The organism is Clostridium septicum (assembly GCF_003606265.1).
In the GTDB taxonomy this organism is placed as follows: Bacteria; Bacillota; Clostridia; order Clostridiales; family Clostridiaceae; genus Clostridium; species Clostridium septicum.
The window spans coordinates 173,821-190,064 of sequence record NZ_CP023671.1 but is presented as its reverse complement, the minus strand read 5'-3'; the positions used below and the strand labels follow the sequence as shown (position 1 = coordinate 190,064).

Below are 16,244 nucleotides of genomic sequence, written 5' to 3'. Positions count from 1 at the left end.
AAGTAAAAATACTTGACAGGTTAGAATAGTTTTGTTAAAATCTCTTTTGTGGGTAAGGTGATATTTATGGAAGATAGAGTTGAAATCTCTATGTTAATGGATTTTTATGGAACCTTGTTAACTGACAAACAATATAAAATTATGGAATTGTATTATAATGATGACTTATCTTTAGGTGAAATTGCTGAATTAAATAACACAAGTCGTCAAGCTATCCATGATTTGATAAAGAGGTGTTATAAACAATTTCTATCCTATGAAAGTAGACTTAACTTACTAGAGAAGAGTTTAAAGAAGGAAAAAGTAATCTTAGAGCTTTTAGAGGATTTGAAAATAAAATATTCTCTTTCAGATAAGGATTATGAAAAGTATAAAAATACTTTAGAAGATTTATAATCATAGGAGGGTTAACATGGCTTTTGAAGGTTTATCAGATAAGTTACAGGAAGCATTTAAAAAGCTTAGAGGCAAAGGAAAGCTAACTGAAAAAGATATAAAAGAAGCCATGAGAGAAGTAAAGCTTGCGTTATTAGAAGCTGATGTTAACTTTAAAGTAGTTAAAAAGTTTATATCAACTGTTAGCGAGAAGTGTGTAGGCAGTGATGTCTTAGAAAGCTTAACACCTGCTCAACAAGTTATAAAAATTGTTAATGACGAACTTACTAATCTTATGGGTGGTAGTGAAAGTAAAATAAATTTTGCTTCTGTAGGACCTACAGTAATTATGATGGTAGGATTGCAAGGAGCAGGTAAAACCACAATGAGTGGTAAATTAGCACTACAATTAAGAAAACAAAATAAAAAACCTCTTTTAGTTGCATGTGATATATATAGACCAGCAGCTATTAAACAATTAGAGGTTGTAGGAAAGCAAATAGATATTCCTGTTTTTCAGATGGGAGATAAAATAAGCCCTGTAGATATAGCAAAGGCTGGTATAGCTCATGCAAGGGAAAATGGAAATAATATAGTTATAATAGATACAGCAGGTAGACTTCATATAGATGAAGAGTTAATGGGAGAACTTAAAGATGTTAAGTCTGAAGTTAAGCCAAATGAAATATTACTTGTTGTAGATTCAATGACAGGTCAAGATGCTGTTAATGTTGCAGAAAGCTTTAATAATGCATTAGATGTTTCAGGTGTTATATTAACAAAGCTTGATGGTGACACTAGAGGTGGTGCAGCTCTATCCATTAGACATATGACTGAAAAGCCAATTAAGTTTATTGGAGTAGGGGAAAAGATGAGCGATTTTGAAGTGTTCTATCCAGATAGAATGGCTTCGAGAATACTAGGAATGGGAGATGTTCTTTCATTAATAGAAAAAGCACAAGCAGCATTTGATGATAAAGAAGCTCAAGACTTAGGAGCTAAAATGCTGGAAAATGACTTCAATTATGAAGATTATTTAACAGCAATGGAGCAAATGAAAAAATTAGGTTCTTTAAGTAAGATAATGGAGATGATTCCAGGAATGCCAAAAGAACTTAAAGATGTAGATTTTGATGCAGGTGAAAAACAATTAGCCAAAGTAAAAGCTATAATATATTCAATGACTCCGAAAGAAAGAAAAAATCCAAAACTTTTAGTTGGTTCATCTTCTAGAAAGAAGAGAATTGCTAAGGGATCTGGTACATCATTACAAGAAGTGAATAAACTCATTAAAGGCTTTGATATGATGAGAAAGCAAATGAAGCAAATGAAATCATTACAAAAGAAAGCTAAAAAGGGATTTTTAGGGAAGTTACCTTTTATGAGTTAATATAAATTAACTTATCCTTTGAAGGAGGTGAAAACAACATGGCAGTAAAGATTAGATTAAGAAGAATGGGAGCTAAAAAAGCACCTTTCTACAGAGTAGTAGTTGCTGATTCAAGATGCCCAAGAGATGGTAGATTCATCGAAGAAATAGGTTATTATAACCCATTAACTGAACCAGCTGAAATCAAAATCAATGAAGAAAAGGCTACTAAATGGGTACAAAATGGTGCTCAACCTACAGATGTAGTTAAGAGACTTTTCGCTCAAGCAGGAATAAATAAGTAATTTTTAGGAGGTGAACTCTGTAACATATTTATAAAGTTACAGATGTTTATGAAGGAATTAATTGAAGTTATAGCTAAATCCCTTGTGGATAATCCAAATGAAGTTCATGTAAATGAAATTCAGGGAGAGCAATCAATTATTCTGGAACTAAAGGTTGCTCCTGTGGATATGGGAAAAGTAATTGGCAAACAGGGAAGAATAGCAAAGGCTATTAGAACTGTTGTCAAAGCAGCAGCAATAAAAGAAGATAAAAAAGTAGTAGTAGAAATTATTGATGTAAAGAGTTAGGATAATCCTAACTCTTTTTACACATATAGATTTAATTTTTAATATTTTAAGATAGTGCTTAAATGGATATAATATATTAAAATATGTTAAGAGGTGAAGAGATTGAAAGAAATTTTAAGAGTAGGGAAAATAGTAAATACTCATGGTTTAAAGGGAGAGGTTAAGGTCATTCCACTTACTGACGATCCTAAAAGATACAATGATTTAGAAAAGGTTTTAATTGATAATGTTGAGAGAAAAATAATAGGGTGTAAATTCCAAAAAGATAGAGTTATAGTGAAAATAGAAGGAATAGATAGTATAGAAGAGGCAGAAAAATATAAAAATAAATACATAGAGATATCAAGAGAAGATGCTGTTGAATTAGAAGAGGATTGTTACTTTATAACAGATTTAATTGGAAGTACTGTAGTTGATACAGATGGAAATAATTTAGGAAAGATATATGAAGTTCTTCAAACTAAGAATAATGATGTATATTGGATTAGAGAACCTAAAGAAATACTAATACCAGTGCTTTTAGATATTGTTTTAGATATAGATATAGACAATAAAATAATAACAATAAAACCAGTTGGAGAATGGCAAGATGAAGATTAATATTCTTACGTTATTTCCTGAAATGTTTGAAATATTTAATCATAGCATTATAGGGAAAGCAAAAGAAAAGGAGCTTATACAAATTAATGCTATTAATATTAGAGATTTTACACTAAATAAACATAAGAAGGTTGATGATTATCCATATGGAGGTGGAGCAGGTATGGTTATGGCTCCACAGCCTTTAGTAGATGCAATAAGATTTTGCAAAAAATCTAGTAATAGTAAAGTGATTTTCTTAGGACCTAAAGGTAAAACTTTCAATCAAGAAATAGCAGGAGAGCTTTCAAAAGAAAAAGACTTAACTTTTATATGTGGTCATTACGAAGGAATTGATGAAAGAGTATATAAGCATATAGATATGGAAATTTCACTTGGTGATTTTATATTAACAGGTGGAGAAATGGCTGCAATACCAGTAATAGATTCCATTTTAAGATTAGTACCAGGAGTTTTAGGAAAAGAGGAAAGTTATATAGATGAATCTTTTTCTGATGGATTATTAGAATATCCTCAATATACAAGGCCGGAACTTTTTGAAGGAGATAGAGTACCAGAAGTATTACTTTCAGGACATCATGAGAATATAAGAAAATGGAGAAGGTTGCAGTCTTTAATTGTAACAAAAAAAAGAAGAAAAGACTTATATGAAAAAGTTAAGTTAACTAAAGAAGATATAAAAATGTTAAATAAAAACAAATAAAATTGTTGAATTATAATATTAATTATGTTAAAATAACATTTGTGTTAGTACGGGCGGTCCTCTGTCAAATACATTTGTTAAGAACGTCAAAATTTATACAAGGAGGGACTTACACATGAACGAAATATTAAGAGCTATTGAAGCAGAACAAATTAGAAATGATCTTCCAAACTTTATGGTAGGAGATACTGTTAAGGTATATGTTAAGATCAAAGAAGGAACTAGAGAAAGAGTTCAAATGTTTGAAGGAACAGTTATAAAGAAACAAAACGGTGGATTAAGAGAAACTTTCACTGTAAGAAGAGTTGCTTTAGGAACTGGAGTAGAAAGAACTTTCCCTGTAAACTCACCAATCATCGAAAAGATGGAAATAGTTAGAAAAGGTAAAGTTAGAAGAGCTAAGTTATTCTACTTAAGAGATAGAGTAGGTAAGGCTGCTAAAGTTAAAGAATTAAAGACTAGATAATTTTATTTAGTTGTGGAAAGGGACTTTAATAAGTCCCTTTCTTTAGTTTAAGGCAAAATATAGAAAATTAAATATATGGGTATAATATAGATACTAAGAAAATAAGGAGGATTTTAAATGGCTACTATAAACTGGTTTCCAGGACATATGAAGAAAACACAAAGAGAAATTAAGGAAAATCTTAAATTAGTTGATGCAGTTATAGAAATAAGAGATGCGAGAATTCCTAGAAGTTCAGCAAATCCTGATATAGATAAACTATGTGGTGATAAACCTAGAATAATATTATTAAATAAAAGTGATTTAATAGAACAGAAAGTTATGAAAATGTGGATAAAACATTTAACGTCAGAAAATGTTAAAGTTATTGAAGCAAACTGTATAACAGGTAAAGGATTAAATCAAATAAAACCAACTTTAGATGCTTTACTTAAGGAAAAGCATGATAGATTAAAATCAAAGGGATTAGTAAAAATTCAAGTAAGAGTTATGGTAGTAGGTATTCCTAATGTTGGTAAGTCTACATTTATAAATAAAATGGCAAGAAATAATATAGCCAAGACTGGAGATAGACCAGGCGTTACAAAAAGTAAACAATGGATAAAGACTAAAATGGATATAGAAATGATGGATACTCCTGGAGTTTTATGGCCTAAGTTTGAAGATGAAAATACGGCATTAAATCTTGCATTCACTGGAGCAATAAAAGATGAGATAATGGATATAGAAGAATTAGCATATCTTTTAGTAAAGAAGCTACAGGTACATAATGCTGAAAATTTAAAAGAAAGATATAAAATTGAAGAAGTAAATGAAGAACCTTTAGAAACTTTAAATTCAATTGCAAGAAAAAGAGGTTGTTTAATAAAGGGGGGAGAAATAAATTATAATAGAATAGCTGTTATACTATTAGATGAATTTAGAGGAGGAAAAATAGGAAATATTGCGTTAGAAAGACCTGATGATATATTAGAAGACGATGAAAAATCAGAGGGAGAAATTTAAATGGAACTTCTAAATACAGATATTTCTACTTTAAGCTATAAAATTATAAAAGAAAAAGTAGATAAATTAATAATTAAAGATATTTTAAAAGATGATAGTCTTAATATCCTAATAAAAAAGTTAGAATTAGATTCAAGAAAAAATGTTCAAAGTTTAGGTTCTAAAATAAAAAAGCAAAAGAAAAAAATCGAAGATGAAATAATAAGGGTACAAAACATGTACAATTTTGATAAGTCTTTTGGAAGTTTTAAATATGTAGCTGGAGTAGATGAAGTAGGAAGAGGACCTTTGGCAGGACCTATTGTTTCAGCAGCAGTTATTTTAGATTTAAATGTATTAGAAGAAGATCTTATTTTAGGACTTAATGATTCTAAAAAAATATCAAAGAAAAAAAGAGAGGAACTTTCAGAAATTATAAAGAAAAAGGCATTAGCATATTCTATAAAAGAAGCATCAAATAAAGAAATAGATGAAAAGGGAATAGCTTATTGTAATAATAAAGTGTTCCTTGAAGCATGCAATTCTGTAAATATAAAACCAGATTTAGTATTATCAGATGGATATTTAATTAAAAATATTAATATAGAAAATAAATCTGTAATAAAAGGGGATACTAAATCAGCATGTATTGCAGCAGCTTCTATAATAGCTAAAGTCTATAGAGATAATTTAATGAAAGAATATAGCATTAAATATCCTAATTACGGTTTTGAAGAAAATGTAGGGTATGGGACGGAAAGTCATGTAAAGCATATAAAAGAAGTAGGTCCTTGTGATATTCATAGATTATCATTTCTTAAAAATATATTAGAATTTTAAGATTCTCTAAATGCATCTTCATAATGATTAAGTAAAAATAAGTTGTTTTTTTGATTTAAGAGAATTTCAATAACATCAAATCTACAATTATAATTATAAAGTTTATTTAAAGTAATATAAAATTTGCATAAATTAATAATTTGTTTTTGTTTATAGTAGGTAATAGCTTCAAGTGGAGTTCCATATGAAGAGCTATACCTACTTTTTACTTCTACAAAAATAATTATCCCATCTTTTTTGCATATTAAATCTATCTCACCAAATCTATTTCTAAAATTTCTTTTTAAAATATAGTATCCTTTATGTATTAAGTAATTATATGCTAAATCTTCACCGTAATTTCCTATATCTTTATTAAAACTTTTCATAAAAACTCCTTTAAAAATTAAAAAATAATTTATTATTAATATTTCCATTTTAAATATATTTAGTCAATTTTATAAATTGGTGTTTAAGTTATAATTCTATGTCAATAATCTTAAGGGGTGATTATTATGTCAATAGAAATAATAAGTGCAACACATAATGGATTAGACGGAATTTTAGTAAATGTTGAAGTAGATATAACAAAGGGATTACCTAGCTTTAATTTAGTAGGTCTTCCAGATACATCTGTTAAAGAGGCTAAAGAGAGAGTAAAGTCAGCTATTTTAAATAGTGGATTTAAATTTCCTTTAGGAAGAATTACAGTAAATCTAGCTCCAGCGTATATAAAGAAAATAGGATCTTTGTTAGATTTACCTATAGCAGTGGGAATATTAATGGCTTCTAATCAAATAGATAGAAGTGATTTGAAAGATTTTATAATGTTTGGTGAATTATCATTAAGGGGTGACTTAAAAGGAATTAAAGGAGCAGTTCCTATAATATTTGAAGGAGATAATAAAAACAAGAGTAGTTTTATATTTCCTTTTGAAAATTTAAAAGAAGTTAGGTGTTTTAATTTAGGAAATTTTTATCCTTTTAATAATTTAAAAGAGGTAGTATCATTTATAAATAATAATGATTTATTACCATGTGATAATACAGATATAAAAGATAAAAAAGAAGATTATCTTATAGATTATAGTCAAATAATAGGTCATAGAAGTTCTAAAAGAGCAATGGAAATAGTAGCTTCAGGAAAACATAATATAATTTTATTTGGATCTCCAGGATCGGGAAAGACAATGCTTGCAAAAGCATTACCTTCAATTTTACCACCTTTAAGTAACCAAGAAAAAAAGGAAATTGCAAAAATATATAGCGTATCTGGCTTACTTAAAGATGAAGATTTTATTAAAAGGCCTTTTAGAAATCCACATCATACAATAACTAAAGCAGCTTTAGTTGGTGGAGGAAAAGAAATAAAGGCAGGAGAAGTTACTTTAGCACATAATGGAGTATTATTTTTAGATGAAATATTAGAGTTTAAGAAGGAAATCTTAGAAGTTTTAAGAGAGCCATTAGAAGATAAAGTTATAAATATAAATAGGTTAAATGGTAATTATTTGTTCCCTTCTAACTTTTTGTTAGTTGGAGCATTTAATCCTTGTCCTTGTGGATTTGGAGGGATTGAAGATGATAAATGTATATGTAGTGAAAATGAAAAGCGAAGGTATCTAAATAAATTATCAAGAGCACTTTTAGATAGAATAGATTTATTAAATTTTGTTCCTAGATTAAAATATGAAGATATAAGTACAACTAATGATAAAATAACATCTAAGATAATGAAAGAGAGAGTATTAAAGGCCATAGATATTCAAAAGAATAGATATAAGGATACAGTGTATAATTATAACTCAGAGTTAAAGGGAAACGAATTAGAAGAGTATTGCAATATAAATAGAAGTACTAAAAGTTTATTAGAGTTTTATTATAATAAATATAACTTAACTACTAGAGGATATTTTAAAATGATAAAAGTTGCAAGAACTATTGCTGATTTAGATAATTCTTATGAAGTTTTAGATTATCATATTTTAGAAGCTATAGGATATAGAAAAAATGTAAATGGAGATATTATATGAAAATAGATGAGAAAAAAGAAGATTATATATTATGGTATGTATTGTCAAAAATTAGTAATAAGAGTAAGTTAGTATTATTAAGTAAGTATAAGAATGAAGAAAATATATATAATAATATAGAAGATTTAATTAAAAATTCATTAATTAGAGAAAAATCACTAGATAAAATGAAATTAATAAGAAAAGATGATGTTGAAATATTTCATAAATATTTAAAAGAAAATCAAATTGGATATATTACAATTAATTCAAAAGACTATCCAAAAGAATTATTAAGTATAGAAGAACCACCTTATGTACTTTTTTATAAAGGAGATTTATCACTATTAAATAATAGAAAAATTGCTATAGTAGGATCGAGAAATTGTACTAATTATGGTATTGAAATTACAAAGAGAATAACAGAGGAGTTAATTAAAAATTCTTTGGCTATTGTAAGTGGTGGAGCAAATGGAATCGATTCAGTAGCTCATAAGGTAGCAGTAAGTAGGGGAAAAACCATAGCTATTTTAGGATGCGGAATAGATGTTATTTATCCAAAGAATAATACTAGGCTATATAAAGATATTGAGAAAACTGGCTTGATAATTTCAGAGTTTTTACCAGGAACAAAACCTTTTTCTTATAATTTTCCAAGGAGAAATAGAATAATTAGTGGATTAAGCGAAGCTATTATAGTCGTAGAAGCATCACTTAAAAGTGGTTCTCTTATTACAGTTTCTTTTGCGTTAGAACAAGGGAAAGATGTTATGGCAGTTCCAGGATCTGTTTTTCAAAAATATAGTTTAGGATGTAATAAACTTATAAGAGATGGAGCTATAGTCTTTACAGAACTAGAAGATTTATATACAATGCTAAATATAGAACAGAAAAATTTAACAAATAACGATGAAAATTCAATAAAATCTCTTATTTTATCTGTTATAAGTGATGAACCTAGCCATTTAGATGATATTATGGAACGGGTAAAAGTTGACAGAAAGGTATTATTTGAGTTATTATTTGAAATGCAAAATACAAATGAGATTATTTGCCTTCCGGGCAATTATTATGCGAAATTAACATGAATTTAAGGGGGTGTAAGCTCCAGAATTAGGACTGGAGTCTTAGTATGGGACAAAATCTTGTAATAGTCGAGTCACCGGCAAAGGCTAAAACTATTGGTAAGTACCTTGGCAAGAATTACACGGTAGAGGCATCAATGGGTCACGTGAGAGATTTACCTAAAAGTAAGCTTGGCGTTGATATAGAAGATAATTTTAATCCAAAATATATAACAATAAGAGGTAAAGGTGAATTACTTGATAAATTAAAAAGAGCAGCTAAAAAAGCAGATAAAATATATCTGGCAACCGACCCTGATCGTGAGGGTGAAGCCATATCATGGCATTTAGCTAATATTTTAAAAATTGATGATAAAGAAAATTGTAGGATAGTATTTAATGAAATAACTAAAGGTGCTGTTAAGGCATCTATTAAAGCAGCAAGACAAATAAATTTAAATTTAGTAGATGCTCAGCAAGCAAGAAGAATATTAGATAGATTAGTTGGATATGAAATTAGCCCTATTTTATGGAAAAATGTAAAGTGGGGATTAAGTGCAGGAAGAGTTCAATCAGCAGCTCTTAAACTAATATGTGATAGAGAACAGGAAGTAAAAGCATTTGTTCCTGTAGAATATTGGACTGTAGATTGTAAAATGAAAAAAGAAAGAAAAAAATTTAATATAAAACTATCATCTTATAAAGGAAAAAAACTAGAAATTTCAAGTAAAGAAGATGCAGATAAAATTATAAAGGATTTAGAAGCTGGAGAGTTTGAAATAAGCAAGGTTAAAAAGGGTAAAAAACAAAGAAATCCTCTTGCACCATTTACAACAAGTACACTTCAACAAGATGCATCAAGAAAATTAAATTTTATGACTAAAAGAACTATGTCAATAGCACAAGTCCTTTATGAAGGGGTTGAGGTTAAGGGATATGGTACTGTAGGTCTTATTACTTATATGAGAACTGATTCTGTTAGAATATCAGATGAAGCTAAGGAAAAAGCATTAGACTTTATAACAAATACTTATGGTAAAGACTATATTCCAAACTCACCTAGAGTATATAAAGGAAAGAAAAATATACAAGATGCTCATGAAGCTATAAGACCTTCATATATAGAAATAACTCCAGAAATTGCAAAAGGTTCATTAACTTCAGAGCAGTATAAATTATATACATTAATTTGGAAAAGGTTTATGGCAAGTCAAATGGCTTCCTGTGAATTAAATACAAATAGTATAGAAATTAAAAATGGAGATTATAAGTTAAAGGCAAGTGGTTCAACTATAGAATTTGATGGATTTATGAAACTTTATGATTATTCAACAGAAGAAGATGAAGACTCAGTTACATTACCTAAGTTAGAAGAAGGGGAAGTGTTAACGCCAGATTCAATAATAGGAAGTCAACATTTTACTCAGCCACCTGCAAGGTATACAGAAGCTTCTTTTGTTAAGCTTTTAGAAGAAAAAGGCATAGGAAGACCAAGTACTTATGTTCCAACAATTTCTACACTTTTAAGTAGAAATTATGTTAATAGAGAGAAGAAGAATTTAATTCCAACAGAGCTTGGATTTATTGTAAATAATATAGTAAGTGAATATTTTAAACAAATAGTAGATATTGATTTTACAGCAGATATGGAAAGTAAACTTGACTACATTGAGGAAGGTAGTGAAGAATGGAGAAAGGTTGTTGGAGAATTCTTTGCTCCATTAAAAATAGCTATAGAAAAGGCAGAAAAAGAAATATCTAAAGTTGTAATAGAAGATAAAGTAAGTGATGTTCCATGTGATAAATGTGGACGTATGATGGTAATAAAACACGGAAGATATGGAGATTTCTTAGCATGTCCTGGATATCCAGAATGCAAAAATGCAAAACCAATTGTAGAAGAAATCGATACACCATGTCCTAAATGTGGAAAGAAGATAGTAGTTAAAAAGAGTAAAAAAGGTAAGAAATTTTTTGGATGTTCAGGATATCCAGACTGTGACTTTGTAAGCTGGAATGAACCTTTAAAAGATAGTTGCCCAGAATGCGGATCTTATATGGTTTTAAAATATAGTAAGACAAAAGGAAATTATGCTCAATGTTCTAATAGTGAATGTGGATATAAAAAAGAAATAAAAAAAGATGAAAAAGAGTCTGAAGCAGAATAATATATTAAAATAAAGGTTTAATTTAATAATATATACATTTAAATTAGAAAAAATTATTATCATCCGGAAAAAATGTCGAAAATAGTAAAAAAATTATTGAAAGTATATATTGTTTATGATAGTATATATAAGTAGTTAGATTGAGTCGCAAAATTAAGACAATTTTAAATTTTCTAAAAACAATAATAATTATTAACGATTTGGATGAGGAGGATGATTAAATGTCATCATTATTAAATAAAACTAGAATGCTAAATAAAATTTTACAAAAGTCGGGAACAGATCCAGTAGCATTTGAAGATATATGTTCTTTATTAAGTGAAGTATTAGCTTGTAATGTTTATGTTGCAAGTAGAAAAGGAAAAATATTAGGACATACTTTTTCTAAAAATTTTGAATGTGATATAATGAGAAAGCATGTTATAGATGATAAAAGATTCCCACAAGAATATAATGAAAAGTTATTAAATATACAAGACACTATATCTAATTTAGGAAATAAAGGACTTTGTGTTTTTGAAGGAGAAGGTAGTTGTATTATGGAAGATAAAATAACTACTATAGTTCCTATAATAGGAAATAGAGAGAGACTAGGAACATTAATACTAGCTAGATTTGGAGAAGAATTTACTGATGAAGATTTAGTGTTAATTGAATACAGTGCTACTATAGTTGGTATGGAAGTTTTAAGAGCTAAGCAAGACGAACTTGAAGAAGAGGCTAGAAAAAAAGCAGTAGTTCAATTAGCTATTGGAACATTATCATATTCAGAGTTAGAAGCAGTTGAACATATTTTTGGGGAATTAGAAGGAACTGAGGGATTGTTAGTAGCTTCAAAAATAGCAGATAAAGTAGGGATAACAAGAAGTGTTATTGTAAATGCATTAAGAAAATTCGAAAGTGCAGGTGTTATAGAATCTAGATCTCTTGGAATGAAGGGTACACATATAAAAATATTAAATGAAAAATTATTAGATGAATTAAAAAAGATTAAATAATTAAAAATATGGCACAATATATAATAGTATATTGTGCCATATTTTCATTTATGTACTTTTTATTAATATATTAGTAAAAAATATGTTGCTACCATAATAACCTTATGTTATACTAACAAAGGTAATAAAATACACACATTATCCTATTTACAAAGTCGGTGCCTTTTACAGGAAGCTTTGTAAGCATTAAAGATAGTGGAGGAAAAACCAGGAGGTAACGAAATGTCAGTAATATCAATGAAACAATTATTAGAAGCAGGTGTACACTTTGGACACCAAACAAGAAGATGGAACCCTAAGATGGCTCCTTATATATTCACAGAAAGAAATGGAATATATATCATAGATCTTCAAAAGACTGTTAAGAAAGCAGATGAAGCTTATAACTTTATAAAAGAAGTTGCTACAGAAGGAAAAGACATATTATTTGTAGGAACTAAGAAGCAAGCTCAAGAAGCTATCAAAGAAGAAGCTATAAGATCAAATATGCACTATGTTAATAACAGATGGTTAGGTGGAATGTTAACAAACTTCAAAACTATCAGAACTAGAATTAACAGACTTGAAGCTTTACAAACTATGGAACAAGATGGTACTTTCGATGTACTACCTAAAAAAGAAGTTATAAAGCTAAAGGGAGAAATGGAAAAGCTTGAAAAGAACCTTGGCGGAATTAGAAATCTTGATGCTTCAAACATAGGAGCTATGTTTGTTGTTGATCCAAGAAAAGAAAAGAACGCTATATCAGAAGCTAAGATATTAGGAATCCCTGTTGTAGGTATAGTTGACACTAACTGTGATCCAGAAGAAGTTGACTACGTAATTCCAGGAAACGATGACGCTATTAGAGCTGTTAAGTTAATAACTGCTAAAATGGCTGATGGTATAATCGAAGGAAGACAAGGCGAACAATTAGCTGAATAATTTTTAGGAGGTGAGTGGGGAATACCCATTTACCTTTTAATCTAGATAATAAGGTTTACATTATGTTAGGAGGAATTTAGATTATGATAACTGCTCAATCAGTTAAAGAACTAAGAGAAAAAACTGGTGCAGGAATGATGGACTGCAAAAAGGCTTTAACAGAAGCTCAAGGAGATATGGAAAAAGCTGTTGAAATATTAAGAGAAAAGGGTCTTGCTGCTGCTGCAAAGAAAGCAGGAAGAGTTGCTGCTGAAGGTATAGTTAAGACTTACATATCAGAAGATAAGAAAGCTGCTGGTATAGTTGAATTAAACTGTGAAACTGACTTTGTTGCTGCTAACGAAGAATTTGTTACTTTTGCAACAAGATTAGCAGAAATGGCTTCAACAACAAAATCTACTACTGTAGAAGAATTTGTAGCTGAAAAATATGATGCTGAAAACACTGTATCAGAAGCATTAACTGCATTAATCGCTAAATTAGGTGAAAATATGACAGTTAGAAGATTTGAAAAATTTGCTGTTGAAAATGGAGTGGTTCAAAGCTATATTCATGGCGGCGGAAGAATTGGTGTTGTTGTAGAATTAGCTTGTGATACTGCAAGTGATGTTTTAGCAGAAGTTGCTAAAGATGTTTGTATGCAAGTTGCTGCCGCTAACCCAACATTCTTAAGTAAAGAAGATGTAGATCAAGTTGCTTTAGAAAAAGAAAAAGAAATCTACAGAGTTCAAGCTTTAAATGAAGGAAAGCCTGAAAAGATAGTAGAAAAAATGGTAATAGGAAGAATCCAAAAGTATTATAAAGAAGTATGTCTTTTAGATCAAGCTTGGGTTAAAGATGGAGATAAGAGTATAACTAAATATCTTCAAGAAAAATCAAAAGAAGTTGGTTCTCCAATAACTGTAACTAGATTCGTTAGATTCGAAAGAGGAGAAGGAATCGAAAAAGCTGAAGATAACTTCGCTGAAGAAGTAGCTAAGATGAGCAAATAAAACCGAAGAGAACACTTGTGTGTTCTCTTTTTTTAAAAAATAAGTAGTCATTAAATTTATGGAGGTACTAATTATGGATAAGTGCGCATATAAAAGAGTAATACTTAAAGTTTCAGGTGAAGCATTAGCAGGTCAAAATGGATTCGGATTTGATTTTGATATAATAAAGAGAATAGCTTTAGAGGTTAAGGCTTTAGTAGATATGAATGTAGAAGTTGGCCTAGTTGTAGGCGGCGGAAACATTTGGAGAGGTAGAAGCGGAGAAGGAATGGACAGATCTCAAGCTGATTATATGGGTATGATGGCTACTTGCATAAATGCATTAGCTCTTCAAGATTCATTAGAGCAAATAGGAGTAATGACAAGAGTTCAAACTGCTATTGAAATGAAAGAAATTGCTGAACCATTTATAAGGAGAAGAGCAGTTAGACATTTAGAAAAAGGAAGAGTAGTTATATTTGCAGCAGGAACAGGAAATCCTTATTTCTCAACTGATACTACAGCAGCTTTAAGAGCAGCAGAAATTGAAGCTGATGTAATTCTTTTAGCTAAGAAAGTTGATGGAGTTTACGATAAGGATCCTCATAAGTATTCAGATGCTAAAAAATATGATACTCTAACATATATAGAAGTTTTAGAACAAGGGTTACAAGTAATGGATTCTACTGCAACTTCATTATGTATGGACAACAATATTCCAATATTAGTATTTGGATTAGAACAATCAGGAAATATAAAAAAGGCTATATCAGGAGAAAAAATAGGAACTTTAGTTTCATCTAAAAAATAAGGAGGATATTTATGATTAAAGGAATTATTAAGACTGCAGAAGAAAAAATGCAAAAAACTATTTCAGTTCTTCAAAAGGATCTTTCAACTATGAAAGCTGGAAGAGCTAACCCAACTATGCTTGATAGAATACAAGTAGATTATTATGGAAGTCTTTGTCCATTAAATCAAGTAGCTAATATATCAGCTCCAGAACCAAGAGTATTAGTAATAACTCCATGGGAAAAGAATATATTAAAAGATATAGAAAAGGCTATATTAGTATCAGACCTTGGAATAAACCCATCAAATGATGGATCAATAATTAGGCTTATAGTTCCAGAATTAACAGAAGAAACAAGAAAAAATCTTGTGAAAAATGTTAAGAAAACAGGAGAAGATGCAAAAATAGCATTAAGATCAATAAGAAGAGATGCAAATGATAAAATAAAAGCATTAAAAAAAGATGGAGATATTTCAGAAGACGAAGTTAAAAGTGCAGAAGAAAATGTTCAAAAAGTAACAGATTCTTTTGTTAAAGAAATAGATGCTATAATTGTAGCAAAAGAAAAAGAGATTATGTCAATTTAAAACCTGCTCTTAGCAGGTTTTTTCCTTATATAAATGGAGGAGGAAGGTTTTATGTTTAAGTTTTTTAAAAATAATAAAGAAGAAATAAAGAATATTGAAATAGATAAGAATAATATTCCAAAACATATTGCAATTATTATGGATGGAAATGGAAGATGGGCTAAAGCAAGAAAGCTTCCAAGAACTATGGGACATAAAGCTGGAGTTGAAACTATTAGAAGAGTTTTAAAAGAAGCACATAAATTAGATATAAAATATTTAACTTTATATGCTTTTTCAACTGAAAATTGGAAAAGGCCACAAGAAGAAGTAGGTGCTCTTATGAAGTTACTAGTAGAGTACTTAAGAAGTGAACTTAAAGAGTTAAATGAAAATGGTGTAGTAATAAAAATACTAGGAGATATTTCAAAACTTCAAAAGGAAGTAAGAGAAGAAGTTGAAAATGCAATAAATCTTACTAAAAATAATAAAGGTGTTGTTATGAATATAGCTTTTAACTATGGTGGAAGAGATGAAATAATTAGAGCAACAAAACTTGTATCTGAGGATGTTAAAAAGGGAATACTAAAATCTGAAGATATTACAGAAGAAGTCTTTGAAAAATATTTATACACAAAAAATATTCCTGATCCAGATCTTATTATAAGACCTTCAGGTGAACAAAGAATAAGTAATTTCTTATTATGGCAATGTGCCTATTCAGAATTTTGGTATTCAGATATATGCTGGCCAGATTTTAAAGAAGAACATTTACATAAAGCTATATATGATTATCAAAATAGAGATAGAAGATATGGTGGAGTATAGAAGTTGAGGTG

Annotated in this window: 19 protein-coding genes; 18 read left to right on the top strand and 1 reads right to left on the bottom strand. The window is 29.2% G+C overall.

Annotated features, from left to right (window positions below; translation table 11 throughout):
* The first annotated feature begins 66 nt into the window (after positions 1–66).
* The 9 genes from CP523_RS00815 (at position 67) to CP523_RS00775 (ending at position 5,930) form a co-directional block, all read left to right on the top strand.
* The gene (locus CP523_RS00815) at positions 67–396 is read left to right on the top strand and encodes a putative DNA-binding protein (RefSeq protein ID WP_066674599.1); all 330 of its coding nucleotides are present in this window, start codon (positions 67–69) and stop codon (positions 394–396) included.
* A gap of 16 nt (positions 397–412) precedes the next feature.
* Entirely contained in the window at positions 413–1,765 is a 1,353-nt protein-coding gene (gene ffh / locus CP523_RS00810) for a signal recognition particle protein (protein WP_066674602.1), read from the top strand.
* A gap of 38 nt (positions 1,766–1,803) precedes the next feature.
* Complete coding sequence (gene rpsP, locus CP523_RS00805; RefSeq protein ID WP_066674605.1) at positions 1,804–2,049, top strand: 30S ribosomal protein S16; 246 nt, start codon at positions 1,804–1,806, stop codon at positions 2,047–2,049.
* Between the two features lie 48 nt (positions 2,050–2,097).
* Entirely contained in the window at positions 2,098–2,337 is a 240-nt protein-coding gene (locus CP523_RS00800; protein WP_066674656.1) for a KH domain-containing protein, read from the top strand.
* A 102-nt stretch (positions 2,338–2,439) separates the two neighbouring features.
* A complete protein-coding gene (gene rimM, locus CP523_RS00795) occupies positions 2,440–2,937 on the top strand; it encodes a ribosome maturation factor RimM (protein WP_066674608.1) in 498 nt (165 codons plus the stop codon).
* Entirely contained in the window at positions 2,927–3,640 is a 714-nt protein-coding gene (trmD, locus tag CP523_RS00790) for a tRNA (guanosine(37)-N1)-methyltransferase TrmD (protein ID WP_066674611.1), read from the top strand. Before rimM ends, trmD begins: the two co-directional genes overlap by 11 nt.
* Before the next feature lie 115 nt (positions 3,641–3,755).
* The gene (gene rplS / locus CP523_RS00785) at positions 3,756–4,106 is read left to right on the top strand and encodes a 50S ribosomal protein L19 (protein ID WP_066674614.1); all 351 of its coding nucleotides are present in this window, start codon (positions 3,756–3,758) and stop codon (positions 4,104–4,106) included.
* A gap of 117 nt (positions 4,107–4,223) precedes the next feature.
* Positions 4,224–5,111 (top strand): ribosome biogenesis GTPase YlqF, encoded by an 888-nt coding sequence (gene ylqF / locus CP523_RS00780; RefSeq protein ID WP_066674617.1) that lies wholly within the window; start codon positions 4,224–4,226, stop codon positions 5,109–5,111.
* Positions 5,112–5,930: a ribonuclease HII gene (locus tag CP523_RS00775; RefSeq protein WP_066674622.1), complete on the top strand. Its 819-nt coding sequence runs from the start codon at positions 5,112–5,114 to the stop codon at positions 5,928–5,930.
* Here CP523_RS00775 and CP523_RS00770 read toward each other — a convergent pair.
* The gene (locus CP523_RS00770; RefSeq protein ID WP_066674623.1) at positions 5,927–6,298 is read right to left on the bottom strand and encodes a YraN family protein; all 372 of its coding nucleotides are present in this window, start codon (positions 6,296–6,298) and stop codon (positions 5,927–5,929) included. The genes CP523_RS00775 and CP523_RS00770 overlap by 4 nt on opposite strands.
* Before the next feature lie 126 nt (positions 6,299–6,424).
* Here CP523_RS00770 and CP523_RS00765 point away from each other — a divergent pair, with 126 nt between their 5' ends.
* The 9 genes from CP523_RS00765 to CP523_RS00725 all read left to right on the top strand — a co-directional run bounded on the left by CP523_RS00765 (position 6,425) and on the right by CP523_RS00725 (position 16,233).
* A complete protein-coding gene (locus tag CP523_RS00765; protein WP_066674631.1) occupies positions 6,425–7,942 on the top strand; it encodes a YifB family Mg chelatase-like AAA ATPase in 1,518 nt (505 codons plus the stop codon).
* Positions 7,939–9,009, top strand: a complete 1,071-nt coding sequence (gene dprA / locus CP523_RS00760; protein ID WP_066674633.1) for a DNA-processing protein DprA — start codon at positions 7,939–7,941, stop codon at positions 9,007–9,009. The genes CP523_RS00765 and dprA overlap by 4 nt, the downstream gene beginning before the upstream one ends.
* A 44-nt stretch (positions 9,010–9,053) precedes the next feature.
* Positions 9,054–11,153, top strand: coding sequence for a type I DNA topoisomerase (gene topA, locus CP523_RS00755; RefSeq protein WP_066674635.1), 2,100 nt, complete (start codon positions 9,054–9,056; stop codon positions 11,151–11,153).
* 221 nt (positions 11,154–11,374) lie between these two features.
* Positions 11,375–12,151: a GTP-sensing pleiotropic transcriptional regulator CodY gene (gene codY / locus CP523_RS00750; RefSeq protein ID WP_066674637.1), complete on the top strand. Its 777-nt coding sequence runs from the start codon at positions 11,375–11,377 to the stop codon at positions 12,149–12,151.
* Between the two features lie 222 nt (positions 12,152–12,373).
* Positions 12,374–13,075 carry a 30S ribosomal protein S2 gene (gene rpsB / locus CP523_RS00745; RefSeq protein WP_066674638.1) on the top strand — a complete coding sequence of 234 codons (702 nt, stop codon included), beginning with the start codon at positions 12,374–12,376 and terminating at the stop codon, positions 13,073–13,075.
* A gap of 83 nt (positions 13,076–13,158) precedes the next feature.
* Entirely contained in the window at positions 13,159–14,067 is a 909-nt protein-coding gene (gene tsf / locus CP523_RS00740; RefSeq protein WP_066674640.1) for a translation elongation factor Ts, read from the top strand.
* 73 nt (positions 14,068–14,140) lie between these two features.
* The gene (gene pyrH, locus CP523_RS00735; protein WP_066674642.1) at positions 14,141–14,857 is read left to right on the top strand and encodes a UMP kinase; all 717 of its coding nucleotides are present in this window, start codon (positions 14,141–14,143) and stop codon (positions 14,855–14,857) included.
* A gap of 11 nt (positions 14,858–14,868) precedes the next feature.
* The gene (gene frr / locus CP523_RS00730; RefSeq protein ID WP_066674644.1) at positions 14,869–15,426 is read left to right on the top strand and encodes a ribosome recycling factor; all 558 of its coding nucleotides are present in this window, start codon (positions 14,869–14,871) and stop codon (positions 15,424–15,426) included.
* Positions 15,427–15,477: 51 nt separating this feature from the next.
* Entirely contained in the window at positions 15,478–16,233 is a 756-nt protein-coding gene (locus tag CP523_RS00725) for an isoprenyl transferase (protein WP_066674646.1), read from the top strand.
* Positions 16,234–16,244: the final 11 nt, after the last annotated feature.

What these genes read in the sequence shown, in the direction of transcription:
- CP523_RS00775 (WP_066674622.1), top strand. Translation starts at nt 5,112, where the DNA reads ATGGAACTTCTAAATACAGATATTTCTACTTTAAGCTATAAAATTATA.
- CP523_RS00800 (WP_066674656.1), top strand. Translation starts at nt 2,098, where the DNA reads ATGAAGGAATTAATTGAAGTTATAGCTAAATCCCTTGTGGATAATCCA.
- rpsP (WP_066674605.1), top strand. Translation starts at nt 1,804, where the DNA reads ATGGCAGTAAAGATTAGATTAAGAAGAATGGGAGCTAAAAAAGCACCT.
- rplS (WP_066674614.1), top strand. Translation starts at nt 3,756, where the DNA reads ATGAACGAAATATTAAGAGCTATTGAAGCAGAACAAATTAGAAATGAT.
- pyrH (WP_066674642.1), top strand. Translation starts at nt 14,141, where the DNA reads ATGGATAAGTGCGCATATAAAAGAGTAATACTTAAAGTTTCAGGTGAA.
- codY (WP_066674637.1), top strand. Translation starts at nt 11,375, where the DNA reads ATGTCATCATTATTAAATAAAACTAGAATGCTAAATAAAATTTTACAA.
- CP523_RS00765 (WP_066674631.1), top strand. Translation starts at nt 6,425, where the DNA reads ATGTCAATAGAAATAATAAGTGCAACACATAATGGATTAGACGGAATT.
- CP523_RS00770 (WP_066674623.1), bottom strand. Translation starts at nt 6,298, where the DNA reads ATGAAAAGTTTTAATAAAGATATAGGAAATTACGGTGAAGATTTAGCA.
- trmD (WP_066674611.1), top strand. Translation starts at nt 2,927, where the DNA reads ATGAAGATTAATATTCTTACGTTATTTCCTGAAATGTTTGAAATATTT.
- topA (WP_066674635.1), top strand. Translation starts at nt 9,054, where the DNA reads ATGGGACAAAATCTTGTAATAGTCGAGTCACCGGCAAAGGCTAAAACT.
- rpsB (WP_066674638.1), top strand. Translation starts at nt 12,374, where the DNA reads ATGTCAGTAATATCAATGAAACAATTATTAGAAGCAGGTGTACACTTT.
- dprA (WP_066674633.1), top strand. Translation starts at nt 7,939, where the DNA reads ATGAAAATAGATGAGAAAAAAGAAGATTATATATTATGGTATGTATTG.
- CP523_RS00725 (WP_066674646.1), top strand. Translation starts at nt 15,478, where the DNA reads ATGTTTAAGTTTTTTAAAAATAATAAAGAAGAAATAAAGAATATTGAA.
- tsf (WP_066674640.1), top strand. Translation starts at nt 13,159, where the DNA reads ATGATAACTGCTCAATCAGTTAAAGAACTAAGAGAAAAAACTGGTGCA.
- CP523_RS00815 (WP_066674599.1), top strand. Translation starts at nt 67, where the DNA reads ATGGAAGATAGAGTTGAAATCTCTATGTTAATGGATTTTTATGGAACC.
- frr (WP_066674644.1), top strand. Translation starts at nt 14,869, where the DNA reads ATGATTAAAGGAATTATTAAGACTGCAGAAGAAAAAATGCAAAAAACT.
- ylqF (WP_066674617.1), top strand. Translation starts at nt 4,224, where the DNA reads ATGGCTACTATAAACTGGTTTCCAGGACATATGAAGAAAACACAAAGA.
- ffh (WP_066674602.1), top strand. Translation starts at nt 413, where the DNA reads ATGGCTTTTGAAGGTTTATCAGATAAGTTACAGGAAGCATTTAAAAAG.